Annotated in this window: 11 protein-coding genes; 4 read left to right on the forward strand and 7 right to left on the reverse strand. The window is 59.6% G+C overall.

From position 1 onward, the window contains the following. Positions 1–14: 14 nt before the first annotated feature. The 3 genes from pcaF (at position 15) to Q4Q11_RS12345 (ending at position 4,049) form a co-directional block, all read left to right on the forward strand. Entirely contained in the window at positions 15–1,220 is a 1,206-nt protein-coding gene (pcaF, locus tag Q4Q11_RS12335; RefSeq protein WP_498569647.1) for a 3-oxoadipyl-CoA thiolase, read from the forward strand. Between the two features lie 152 nt (positions 1,221–1,372). Continuing rightward, positions 1,373–3,694 (forward strand): cation:proton antiporter domain-containing protein, encoded by a 2,322-nt coding sequence (locus tag Q4Q11_RS12340; RefSeq protein ID WP_498569648.1) that lies wholly within the window; start codon positions 1,373–1,375, stop codon positions 3,692–3,694. 106 nt (positions 3,695–3,800) lie between these two features. Next, entirely contained in the window at positions 3,801–4,049 is a 249-nt protein-coding gene (locus Q4Q11_RS12345; RefSeq protein WP_498569649.1) for a hypothetical protein, read from the forward strand. Between the two features lie 32 nt (positions 4,050–4,081). Here Q4Q11_RS12345 and Q4Q11_RS12350 read toward each other — a convergent pair whose 3' ends face one another. Both Q4Q11_RS12350 and Q4Q11_RS12355 read right to left on the reverse strand, forming a co-directional pair. Beyond that, on the reverse strand, positions 4,082–4,468 hold the full coding sequence (locus Q4Q11_RS12350; RefSeq protein ID WP_498569650.1) for an ester cyclase: 387 nt from the start codon (positions 4,466–4,468) through the stop codon (positions 4,082–4,084). A 34-nt stretch (positions 4,469–4,502) separates the two neighbouring features. Continuing rightward, positions 4,503–6,491 (reverse strand): putative bifunctional diguanylate cyclase/phosphodiesterase, encoded by a 1,989-nt coding sequence (locus Q4Q11_RS12355; protein ID WP_498569651.1) that lies wholly within the window; start codon positions 6,489–6,491, stop codon positions 4,503–4,505. 192 nt (positions 6,492–6,683) lie between these two features. Here Q4Q11_RS12355 and Q4Q11_RS12360 point away from each other — a divergent pair, with 192 nt between their 5' ends. Then, the gene (locus tag Q4Q11_RS12360; protein WP_498569652.1) at positions 6,684–7,715 is read left to right on the forward strand and encodes a class I SAM-dependent methyltransferase; all 1,032 of its coding nucleotides are present in this window, start codon (positions 6,684–6,686) and stop codon (positions 7,713–7,715) included. 21 nt (positions 7,716–7,736) lie between these two features. Here the strand turns inward: Q4Q11_RS12360 and Q4Q11_RS12365 are convergent, their stop codons facing one another. The 5 genes from Q4Q11_RS12365 to Q4Q11_RS12385 form a co-directional block, all read right to left on the reverse strand. Beyond that, on the reverse strand, positions 7,737–8,357 hold the full coding sequence (locus Q4Q11_RS12365) for a DedA family protein (RefSeq protein ID WP_498569653.1): 621 nt from the start codon (positions 8,355–8,357) through the stop codon (positions 7,737–7,739). Next, the gene (locus tag Q4Q11_RS12370; RefSeq protein WP_112509844.1) at positions 8,354–8,944 is read right to left on the reverse strand and encodes a class I SAM-dependent methyltransferase; all 591 of its coding nucleotides are present in this window, start codon (positions 8,942–8,944) and stop codon (positions 8,354–8,356) included. The genes Q4Q11_RS12365 and Q4Q11_RS12370 overlap by 4 nt, the downstream gene beginning before the upstream one ends. A gap of 102 nt (positions 8,945–9,046) precedes the next feature. Further along, positions 9,047–10,402, reverse strand: coding sequence for a sensor histidine kinase (locus tag Q4Q11_RS12375; RefSeq protein WP_498569654.1), 1,356 nt, complete (start codon positions 10,400–10,402; stop codon positions 9,047–9,049). Continuing rightward, on the reverse strand, positions 10,399–11,073 hold the full coding sequence (locus tag Q4Q11_RS12380; protein WP_498569655.1) for a response regulator transcription factor: 675 nt from the start codon (positions 11,071–11,073) through the stop codon (positions 10,399–10,401). The genes Q4Q11_RS12375 and Q4Q11_RS12380 overlap by 4 nt, the downstream gene beginning before the upstream one ends. 354 nt (positions 11,074–11,427) lie before the next feature. Next, positions 11,428–11,670, reverse strand: a complete 243-nt coding sequence (locus Q4Q11_RS12385; protein ID WP_113217845.1) for a DUF1127 domain-containing protein — start codon at positions 11,668–11,670, stop codon at positions 11,428–11,430. Between the last annotated feature and the right edge of the window lie 170 nt (positions 11,671–11,840).

An 11,840-nucleotide genomic window follows, 5' to 3' on the forward strand; every position in this document is an offset into this window, starting at 1 on the left:
GTAGGGAGAAGACCATGACCGAAGCCTTCATCTGTGACTATATCCGCACGCCGATCGGCCGCTTTGGCGGATCGCTGTCCTCCGTCCGTGCCGACGATCTTGGCGCCGTCCCGCTGAAGGCGCTGATCGGGCGTAACAGTTCGGTCGACTGGGATGCCGTCGACGATGTCATCTACGGCTGCGCCAACCAGGCCGGTGAGGACAACCGCAACGTCGCGCGCATGGCAAGCCTGCTTGCCGGCCTGCCGATTTCAGTACCTGGCACGACGATCAACCGGCTTTGCGGTTCGGGCATGGATGCGATCATCGCAGCCGCCCGCGCCATCCGCGCCGGCGAAGCCGAGTTGATGATCGCCGGTGGGGTCGAGAGCATGTCGCGCGCACCCTTCGTAATCCCCAAGGCCGAAAGCGCCTTTTCGCGCAATGCCGAGATCTACGATACCACCATCGGCTGGCGCTTCATCAATCCTGTCATGAAGAAGCAGTACGGCGTCGATTCCATGCCGGAAACCGGCGAGAACGTCGCCGAAGACTACAAGGTCAGCCGTGAAGATCAGGACGCCTTCGCCGTTCGCTCGCAGGCAAAGGCCGCGGCAGCACAGGAAAACGGTCGGCTTGCCAGGGAAATCATCCCGGTCACGATCCCGCAGCGCAAGGGCGATCCGGTCGTTGTCGGCAAGGACGAACATCCGCGCGCAACGACGATGGAAGCGCTCGCCAAGCTCGGCACGCCCTTCAAGAAGGAAGGCGGCACGGTGACAGCAGGCAATGCATCCGGCGTCAATGACGGCGCCGCAGCGCTCATCATCGCCTCCGAAGCAGCAGCCCAAAAATACGGCCTAACGCCGATCGCCCGCATCCTCGGCGGCGCTGCTGCAGGCGTGCCCCCGCGCATCATGGGCATCGGCCCGGTTCCGGCGTCACGCAAGCTCATGGCTCGTCTCGGCATGCGCCAGGAACAGTTCGACGTCATTGAACTCAACGAAGCCTTCGCCTCGCAAGGGCTTGCCGTGCTGCGCGAACTCGGCATTGCCGATGACGATGCCCGCGTCAACCGCAACGGCGGCGCGATTGCACTTGGCCATCCCCTCGGCATGTCTGGCGCCCGCATCACCGGCACGGCTGCCTTGGAGCTGAAGGAAACCGGCGGGCGCTATTCGCTCTCGACCATGTGCATCGGCGTCGGCCAGGGAATAGCCATCGCGCTCGAGCGCATCTGATTTCCGATCGGCGAAAGCCTGCTGCCATATGGACGGCAGGCTTGTTTTTCGGCTAATCCCGGCGGATGTGCCGATTAAGTCAGCAATTACCGGTATGATCTGGAACGCCAGCGGCTCTGGCGCGTTTTCCTGCTGTCCAGTGGGATCGATCCATGCCGTCGCGACCGAATTTCCCGAAGTCATTTCCGTCAAGCGCCTTTATCATTCTCGTTGCTGTCATCCTGTTGCTGTCGATTGCGCAAACCGCTTCCGCGGCAGAGGGACAGAAAGCCAGCCATCCTTCGGAAGGATTGTTTCTGGTTCAGATCGTCCTGCTCGTCGTATCGGGCAGGTTGCTCGGCGAATTGATGGTGCGTATCGGACAGCCGTCGATCATGGGTCAGATCATCGCCGGCATCATTCTCGGCCCTTCCCTGTTCGGCCTGGTTTTCCCGCATGCGCAGGCAAGCCTTTTTCCATCCAATGAGGGGCAAAAGAGCATGGCCGATGCAATCGGTCAGCTCGGCATTCTCTTTCTGCTGCTGCTCGCCGGCATGGAAACCGATCTGGGACTGGCAAAGCGCCTGCGCAAATCGGCGGCCGGCGTCTCGCTGACAGGCATCGTCATTCCCTTTACCGCGGGGTTCATCCTGGGCGAGTTCATACCGGATGCCTTTCTTCCATATCCCGAAAAACGGCTGGTCACCTCTCTCTTCCTGGGAACCGCGCTTTCCATCTCCTCGGTCAAGATTGTCGCCTCTGTCGTCCGCGAAATGGACTTCCTGCGCCGGAACATCGGCCAGCTGATCGTCGCTTCCGCCATCATCGACGATACCGTGGGGTGGGTGATCATCGCCATCACCTTCGGCCTTGCCGAAAAAGGAACCGTCGATCTTGCGACGCTGGCAACCAGCGTGATCGGCACGTTGGCCTTCATGGCCGTGAGCTTCACCGTCGGCCGGCAGGTCGTCTTCGAAATCATCCGATGGACCAACGACAATTTCCGCAGCGATCTGCCCGTGCTCAGCGCCATTATCGCGATCATGGGCGGAATGGCGATCATCACGAACCTCATCGGCGTCCACACCGTGCTCGGCGCCTTCGTCGCCGGCATTCTGGTCGGTCAGTCACCAATCCTCACACGCCAGATCGACGTGCAGCTTCGCGGATTGACGACTGCACTCTTCATGCCCGTCTTCTTCGGACTGACCGGCCTGCAGACAGACCTGACCGTGCTTGCCGATCCCTCGATCCTGTTGCTGACGGTCGCGGTGGTCGTGATCGCCAGCATCGGCAAGTTTGGAGGGGCGTTCGCCGCCGCCAGGTTTGGCGGCTATTCGGCGCCGGAGGCTCTCGCACTCGGTTGCGGCATGAACGCCCGGGGATCGACGGAGGTGATCGTCGCAACCATAGGCCTTAGCGTCGGCGTTCTGGATGAAAAACTCTTCTCGGTCATCGTCGCCATGGCCGTGATCACGACGATGGCGATGCCGCCCACGCTTCGCTGGGCGCTGGCCCGCCTGCCCTTGCGCGAAGAGGAGCGTGATCGGCTGGAGCGCGAAGAATTCGAAAGCGAAAGCTTCCTTGCGGCTTTCGAACGCATTCTGTTGACCGTCGACGGTTCGCAAAGCAGTCGCCTCGCAACCTGGATCGCCGCCTTCTTCGCTGTCGCGCGCAAGATGCCTGTCACCGTTCTCGACGTGCGCGAACCCGATGCCACCGGAGAAGCTTCGGAGACGGCCGCACCATCGTCCTCGAAAGCGCAAGCCTTCGCCGAGGAATTACGGCAATGTGCTGCCAACCTGCTCTCGTCGGCACCGGCCGGCAAGAACATGGCGACGGAAAGCGATATCCACGTTACCGTCCGCGAGAAGAACGACAAGCTGGAAACCATGCTTGGCGATATATCGGACGCAGGTCACGATCTTCTCTTCACGGGCATCGAACCCTCCATGGGAGAGGACGGCCGCTTCAGCGCGGCTTTGCAGGTCATGACCTCCGCCTTCCAGGGAACTTCCGCGATCGTCACGGCGCGCGGCGCGCTTCCCGATCGCCCACAAAGCTTGCGAATCCTGCTCCCGGTCAGTGGCACGGAGCGCTCCATCCGCGCGGCCGAATTCGGGCTTGCTGTTGCGAAGGCGGCAAGCGCCCATTGCGCCCTGCTGCTGATCGTCGAGCCTCGGCAGGTCAGAGCCGTTCCGCGCATCAGCGACCACGGCAACGACCATTGGGACGTTCTGAACAGGGTCGGCGCAATCGCGGAATACTATGGCGTCGAGATCGAGAAAGTGGTTCAGCAGGGGCCATCGCCGGAACTGTCGATCCTGCGGCATGCCCGCAGCGGCAAATATAATCTGATCGTGCTTGGGGTCAGCAAGCGGGCGAGCGGCAGCCTCTCCTATGGCAGCGTGGCCGATACGTTGCTGCAAACAACAGACAGATCATGCATTTTCATCGAAACCGATCTGGCAAACGCTCCGCCGGTCGCGGGCTAGAGCGTTTCTGCTTTTCTTTGAATCGCGAAAACGCTCTACGTTCTTGTTTATTCGCGCATTCCGGACGGAAAACCGCTGCGCACTTTTCCTGGAAATGCTCTAGGAAATGTGGATTTCTGGCATTGCCTGCACGGAGGCGTGCCTCGTGCCGGCGGAAGCGCTGACCGCTTGTTACGGAAGTTTGACGAAACCCATCGAACTCATGGACATCTCGAAAAGCAATGACGGGACGCTCATTGCGCACTATCGCTATACATCGGCAAAGCGCTTATGCGACGGCAAGACGGCGATCACCACCGTTCAGCGTGGCGGCGACAATTTCATTCAGGCGATCAAAGCGCTGGATGGCTGCTGACCGAAGCGGTCGTTCCTGCGGCAAGTTCTGTATCACAGTTGGGCGGCAATGGCAGCCTTGTCGATGATCGACCAGACGTTCCGAAGCCGCCCATTCAGAAATTCATAGAAGACATTCTCGGCAAACTGCACCCTTCTGCCGTTTACCGCCATACCGAACAACATCCCCTTTGGCGTGCAGTCAAATTGAAGGCGGCTTGCGACTTGCGGCGGTTCGCAGATCAGCAGGCGGATGTTGAAATGGAGATCGGGGATGGCGCGAAAGTCGGCTTCAAGCATAGCGCGATAGCCAGACAGCCCGAGGTAGGCGTCGTTGTAATGAACGTCTTCGTGGACAAATTTGCCCAGGTTCGGCCAGTCCTGCTTATTCAGGCAAGCAATGTAGTTCCGGTAGATTTCGGATAGGTCGACGCTTGCCATTCCCATCGCCCTCGATCTGGTGACGCTCTGCCCTTCAGGCCGATGCCTGCAGACGGCGGCCCGCGTGTCTAACCGCGATTGGATGCTTCAGCGGGGGCGCCGGCCGGCCGATATAGTATCCCTGAACGGCGTCGATACCAAAGGATTTGACCAGATCGAACTGCTCCTCGTTCTCGACGCCCTCGACCAGGATGCGATGGCCGCGATTACGCACGAGGCCGATGATATCCTCGAGAAGAATTTTGGCGCCGTCGCTGCCCGTGGCATCGTGGAGGAAGGACTTGTCGATCTTGACGGTTTCGAACTCCATCAGGCGAAGCCACGACAGGCCGGCAAAGCCGGTGCCGAAATCGTCCAGCCAGAATTTGATTCCAAGCCGCTTCAGATCCTGAATGCTGCCGAGTACATCGGGGCGTATCTCCATATCGACGCCCTCTGTGATCTCGAACGCCACCCTATAGCCCGAAATGCCGGTTTCCGCCAGGATGGCGGCTACCTGTGCCGCAAAACCAGGAGCCCGCAGCTGGATCGGAGAGACGTTGATGCTGACCGTCTCGACGATATCGCGCGTGAGCAGGTCGCGGCAGGCCCTTCTGATCGCCCAGTAGCCGAGCTCTATGATGGCGCCGGTGCGCTCCGCTATCGGGATGAAGACCGCAGGAGATGAATTCGACCCATCGAGCAATTGCAGACGCATCAACGCCTCATAGGCGCCGATCTCTCCGGTCTCGAGATACTGGATCGGCTGATAGACCAGCGAAACGAGGTTCTGCTGAATGGCGATTTTCAGGATGGCAGCGATATTTTCGCTCGCATCGCCGCCGGGCAACTCGTTCGGGTCGAATATCCTCGCACAGTTGCGCCCACTGGCCTTTGCTGAATACAGAGCCCGGTCGGCTTCGTTGATGACGTTTTCCAGCTTTGTTCCGACGACGTCTCTGGTAATCGTCGCCCCGACGCTGACGGTGACATGCCCGAAGCCATCAAGCCGTTGCGCATGGACGATATCGAGCGCCTCGATCCCCTGGCAGATGGCGTCCGCCAAAGCCAGTGCGTCCTCACCACGGTCCAGATCGAGAATGACGATGAACTCCTCGCCGCCATATCGTCCGACGCTGGCGCCCAAGGGGGTGACGATATCCGACAGGGCATTGGCGACGGTGACAAGACAATAGTCGCCTTCCTGGTGCCCATAATAATCATTGTACTTCTTGAAGAAATCGACGTCGACCAGCAGGATGGCAAATGCCACTCCGTCCTGACGCCATCGCTCCCAGAACTGCTTCAGCCTGATGTCGGCAGCGCGCCGGTTTTCCATTCCGGTGAGCGAATCCGTAATGGAAAGGCGCAGCAATGCTTCCCCGCGTTCGGTGGCCTGACGCTGCTGCAGTTCGGCTTCCCGGGCATTGAGGAAGACGTTGAAACGCTCCGTGTTCAGTTTCCAGTTCACATAGGAGGTGAAGACGAAGCAGCAGAGATAGAAGGTCGCAAAGGCCAGGCAATAGGCGGAGCTATAGTGAAATTCGGTGAGCGACAGCAGGAACGTTGCGAAGATCAGCCCCGACGAAGCCAGCGCCAGGCCGAATTCGAGACTGAAGAACAGGTTGACGCCCATCATGAAGATGGCGCCGAAAGCCGCATAATAGGAGAAGGCTTCGGCATTGGCCGTCTGCAGCGCCGGCACGAGCCACACCACATATCCCAACACTACGGCAGCCGCACATGTCGCCTCGAGTTCGCCCGCACGGCGCTGACGCAAGAACTGGAATTCCAGAATGACGAGCGAGAAACCGCCGATCAGAAAGCGCGCCGGAATGGTCACATGCGACACGTCCGGTATGAAGATCAGATCCGTTATCAGAAAGAGAACATAGACGGGCACCGCAAGCCACAAACCACTGCGGGCCAGGACACGGCGTGCCTCGTTGCTGTAATCATTGTAGAGAGCGCGCAATTCGACGGGGCGACCAGCAAGGCGCACATTCCCCACGCCAGTATCGCTTTCCCCCCAAAATCGACGCATGCTCATCATCACCCGAGACTTCATGTCACCGCGTTACCTTTGCGCCGCTCGATTGACCAAATCGCTCGCCTCAACGCGACAAATCTGATCCGTTTGATAACAACAGCGTTGCCGCACTGACATTAACAAAACCATAGCGCTCAATTTTTAATTGAGTTATGGTTTTCGGAGTGTTCACGGAAACCTTTAAAATTGAAACAATTGCAAACTGCTCTCGACGGCTACAGCCTCGTTACCGCGCAATCCATTTCTGAACATGCGAGATCAGCGGGTAACAATTACACAATCGATCAGATTAAGGAGGGCGAAGCAGAACTCGCCCTCATTCTCTCTTTGACACAACAGGGCTTCGAAACGAACGCGCCCGTTCAAGGCATCATGAAGGCCTTGACGGAACGGCTGCAGGCATTGATGAACAAATCGGCACCTGCCGTTTGGACCCATCTGGCCTCTGTCGCGCAGAGCCATCCTGTTTCATCCTTCCTGCTGCAGGATCCCTTGACGCGATGGTCGTTCGAAAAGCCCCGCGGCTACAGCGGTGACGCCTATCTTCTCGATTTCATCTACGAACATCCGACCGTTGCCGCACAGGTGGAGGCGGCCTCGCCGCTCGGCGCCGAAGTTTACGACTTCACCAGAAGATCACCGTCCGCCGTCGCCGTGCGCGAGAGACGCGATCTTCTCGCCGCGCATGTCGATGCCGTTGCCGATGCGAATGACAATGCGGAAATTTTGGCGATTGCCGCCGGACATCTTCGCGAAGCGGAGCTTTCCCACGCGCTGCGAAGCGACAAACTCAAGCGCTGGGTGGCGCTCGACCAGGACCCTGTCAGCGTCGGGACCGTGAGTTCAAACTTCCACGGAAGCCGCGTCGAGGCGATCAATGGTTCCGTTCGCACCATCCTGGGGCGCGCGCAGAAGCTCGGCACCTTCGACTTCATCTACGCAGCCGGCCTTTATGACTATCTCGCTGAAAACGTAGCCGTCCGGCTGACGGAGCGTTGCCTGCAGATGCTGAAGCCGGGCGGCAAGTTCCTGCTCGCGAACTTCGCTCGGGGTATCGGTGTCGAAGGCTACATGGAAACCTTCATGAACTGGCCGCTGATCTGGCGCACGGACGAGGAGGTTGAGGCGATCATCAACAAGGTCAGACATCATCTTGCCGACATTTCCGTTACGCGCGGTGAAAACGGCGGCGTCATATATGCAGTGCTGACCGTATAGCTTGCCAGACGGCACGATCGGCTAAGCCGCGTTGCGGCTTGGCCGGCAAAGACAGAACAGGACAACGAGTAGAAGATTGATCGGAACGATCGCTGCCAAGGCAACGGACGTCGCCGCATCCTGCGTGAATATCTGCTCGCGCAGCAGATAACCCGATACCAGAAACGGTGTATTCCAGACAGCCGCACCGAAGAAGGTCGCTATGGCAAAGCCGGCGACCGGCATACCCAGCATGCCGGCAGGAAACGCCATATAAGCTCTTATCACCGGAATGAGCTGACCGACAAACGTCAACCATATCCGGCGGCGGCGACAGCGGCTCTTCAGCCGCCAGTACCATTCGTCTTCGACGGACAAACCCCTGCCTATCTTTATCACGAGGGCGTCGCCGCGCGCGGGACCCAGCCACCGGCCCATTCCATACCAGAACAACGAGCCGGCCGTTGAACCCGCAGCCGTAATCGCTATCGCCAAGGGCAGCTCGCCCGGACCGCTGATACTCAACATGCCAAGCATGATGAACATGCCGACGGAAGGTATGATAGGCAGAAGCTTCTCGACCGCCGAACACAGCGCCAGACCAAGCAACCCCCATGAAGCCAGGGCCGGCATGACACCCAACAGATAAGATGGATCGCTCATCTGCCGGTCGCCGCGTGACCGAACGGCCTGCGCCGAACGATCTTGTAGACCCGGGCAGGCGGAAAGTTGCGCAGCACCTGGCCATGCAGCGTTGCCTTGAAGCCGAACCGGTCGAGCAGCCGGTACGGCACGGGACAGCGAACACCATATGTGAACTGATAGAGCGCACCGCCTTGGCGCAATCTCGACAAGGTGCCGGTCAGAATGGCAACGACTGTCTTCGGCGACATGTTCAGCAACGGCAGCCCGCTGATCGCGCAGCCGAACAGCATGCCTTCCGGCAGGTCGCAAGCCTCGAGCCGCGCCGCATCGGCTGAGATGACGCGAGCAGCCGGAAACCGCTCTCGAAGCATGCTGGCAAAGTTGGCGGCATGCTCCACCAGCATCAGATCTTTCTCGCATACGCCGCGCGCAAGCAGGGCTTCCGTGAAAACCCCCGTTCCCGGACCGAGCTCCAGAACAGGCCCGGCGGAAGGATCGACTTCGCTCGTAATAAGATTGGCCAGCATCGCACCGGAGGGAGCTATCGCACCCACCATGCGTGGATTGGCCAGCAGAGTTCGGAAAAATAATGACGTGTTCGACATATGACCCCACCCGTAAGGCTTTCAGAGATTCGCCTGTGCGGCAGGCTTTTCCATAAAGGGAGCCGATTGCGAGAACATTGCACAGGGAAGCCCGCGCATAGCCTACGCGCCGGTCGGGAAGCTCAGTCTGAAGGCTGCACCGCCGGTCGGCCCTTCCAGGACGGTGATCTGTCCGCCGTGAAGCCTGACGATTTCCTGGACGAGGTTGAGCCCGAGACCGAACCCCTTGCCGTGTCCATGAACACGATGAAACGGTTCGAAGATGCGGGATCGCTCCTCGTGCGGAATGCCGCCGCCTTCGTCAGTTACGGTGATGCCGCTGGCACGGCCGACATGGACCGTTATCCTGCCGCGGCGGCCGCCATGCTGGATTGCGTTCTGCACGAGGTTGGTGACGGCTCGGCCGATGGCCACGCGATCGCCGAGAATTTCAACCACCTCCTCGTCCTTGACGAAACAGGGCTCATAGTTGGCGGCAATGGCGAGCGGCGCAAGCTCCGAAACGACATGCTGCGCGACATCGACGAGATCGATCGCAGCCGGCTCGAAACGGTGATTGAGGCGCTGAAGATCGAGGAATTGCTCGGCCAAGGTCGCAAGACGCACCGTATCCTCGAAGATCCGCTCTTTCAAAGGACCGGGCGGCAGCCCATCGAGGCGCGCCTGCAGGATCGCGACAGGGGTCCGCCATTCATGGGCAAGATGAGCAAAAAGGCGCTTCTGCCGCTCATAGCCTTCGTCCAGCCGGCCGAGTGCATCATTGACGGCTTCGACAAGCGGCAGGATCTCTTGCGGGACATCCTGGACCGGCAGCCGTGTACCCTGCCTGTTGATATCGATCTGCCCGGCGCGGGCAACAGCGGAATCGAGCGAGGAAAAAGCGCGGCGAACCACGAGCGGTGCGGCGACGATCGTTGCGATCGCCGTGACGACAAGAAGCGGCAGAAGGGCGCTGAAGAAGACCATGCCCGCTGCCTTGGCGACGCGAACGGTCGATACGCTGCCGTCTACGCCCGTGAGCACCTGCACTTCGCCGGCCGGAGACGCTACCCATCGGAGCCGCGCGGCAGGCACGGCACTTCCGCCGAGGTTGCTGCCGAAACGGGCCTGCCCGATGTCATCAAGCGCCCCGCCGATAGTCGCATAGGCTTTCGGCACGCTTCCATCGGCTATCATCGCACCATCGCGATCCCGCACGACGAACCAGAGACCGGGCCAATCATTGCGCCGCGCCGCAAGCGCCGGTGTTTCCTTCAGCACCAGAGCACCAATCCGATCGCGAGCCATCGACTGCGCGATTGCATCGATGGTTTCATCTTCCGGCTGGAGGGAGATGAAGCTTCCGGTCATCCACAGAGCGGCAACGATGAGGACCGCAAGGACGGTCAGAAATGCCGCCTGCAGGTGCGACAAGCGCAAGACGAGACGCCATCGCAAAGAAGGTTGGCTTCCGCTCATGATGTCAGTCTCATAAGATAGCCTATGCCGCGAACCGGATGAATTTCCAGACCGGCTTCCACGGAAGCGAGTTTGCGGCGCAGCCGGGAGACATGTGCATCCAGCGTGTTGGACTGGATATCGTCCGCAAAGCCGTAGACGGCCTCTTCCAGCGCGTGGCGCGGCACGGTACGCCCGATACGGCGCGCGAGTGCCTCGAAGACGAGCAGTTCGCGACGCGGCAGCTCAAACCGCTCCCCGCCGATCAGCACGTCATGACAGCCGAAATCATAGGACAATCTGCCGAAACTCACCATTTCGCTGCGCACATCACCCGGGCGGCGCAGGACGGCGCGCAATCGCGCCAGAAGCTCCTCCACGGCAAACGGCTTGACGAGATAGTCGTCGGCACCGGTATCAAGACCGTCAATGCGGTCATCGAGGTCGCCGCGCGCCGTCAATACGATCACCGGCGTTGCGATCCCCGCCGCACGCAGCTTCGGAATGATCGCCAAGCCATCGCCGTCCGGAACCTGACGATCGAGAAGAATGACACCATAGGGGAGATTTCTTGCGGCTTCCTCCGCATCGGCCAGCATCGACACATGATCGACAACGGCATCGCACGCCTGCAACGCGACGCTGAGCGCTGAAGCCATTTCCGGCTCGTCCTCAAGCAACAAAATCCGCAATGAACACCCCCGCCGGCAAAACGACTAGATTGCATAGGCGGATTGCGAGAACATTGCGACCCCTTGGGGGCAAGGCCCAATTATTCATTGGAGAATTCGCACCGCTACCGTGCTTAGGCAGAATACGTCCATACATTCCGGCTTCAGTGCCAGCAACATGGCAGAGAGAAGGCCTCGCGCCGTGCGGTGTCTACCGCCGAACACTCAATAGGTAAGCCGTAACGCACGAAATCGGCAAAGCGTCATGCGGACAGCTTGCCGTTCTCATGTGTTTGCGCAGCAGCAAAATCATGCCCGAGCCAATCAGGATCGAGCATGATAGGCTGTGAAGCATCTGCATGCATCAAGGCCACGTCATTTGAGGCGGGTCACATGCAGCGCCAGCAGATTGTGAAAGCTTTGCGTGTCCTCGCGCTCGGGGAGGCCGATATCGCGAAGCTGGTAGTTCGAAAGCTCGGATACCTGCTTGTAGGTCTGCCGCCGCCTCCAGGCGACAAGGAACAAGGCGCGCGCAGTCTTCCAAACGCCGAATTCCTGGTACAGTTCGTCGACCGTTGCCGTCAAGCTGTCGGCAACCATAAATTGTGAATGAGTCATCGTCTTTTCCTGGCGCAACGACGCAGCCAGGTCCTCTTGAAGCTTGACCGGCTTCAGGAGCGGATACGTCGAAGACGCACCAAATCATTCCTTCGGCAAGTCATATGGGTTTATATGGAAAACGCCCAAATGGCGGCAGACAAAGCCTTTTAGAGCTTTAGATCGAAGAA

The sequence above is a fragment of the Rhizobium sp. UFLA01-1127 genome (genome assembly GCF_059803845.1).

Coding starts and splice junctions, on each gene's coding strand:
- pcaF (WP_498569647.1), top strand. CDS start 15: ATGACCGAAGCCTTCATCTGTGACTATATCCGCACGCCGATCGGCCGC.
- Q4Q11_RS12340 (WP_498569648.1), top strand. CDS start 1,373: ATGCCGTCGCGACCGAATTTCCCGAAGTCATTTCCGTCAAGCGCCTTT.
- Q4Q11_RS12345 (WP_498569649.1), top strand. CDS start 3,801: ATGTGGATTTCTGGCATTGCCTGCACGGAGGCGTGCCTCGTGCCGGCG.
- Q4Q11_RS12350 (WP_498569650.1), bottom strand. CDS start 4,468: ATGGCAAGCGTCGACCTATCCGAAATCTACCGGAACTACATTGCTTGC.
- Q4Q11_RS12355 (WP_498569651.1), bottom strand. CDS start 6,491: ATGCGTCGATTTTGGGGGGAAAGCGATACTGGCGTGGGGAATGTGCGC.
- Q4Q11_RS12365 (WP_498569653.1), bottom strand. CDS start 8,357: ATGAGCGATCCATCTTATCTGTTGGGTGTCATGCCGGCCCTGGCTTCA.
- Q4Q11_RS12370 (WP_112509844.1), bottom strand. CDS start 8,944: ATGTCGAACACGTCATTATTTTTCCGAACTCTGCTGGCCAATCCACGC.
- Q4Q11_RS12375 (WP_498569654.1), bottom strand. CDS start 10,402: ATGAGCGGAAGCCAACCTTCTTTGCGATGGCGTCTCGTCTTGCGCTTG.
- Q4Q11_RS12385 (WP_113217845.1), bottom strand. CDS start 11,670: ATGACTCATTCACAATTTATGGTTGCCGACAGCTTGACGGCAACGGTC.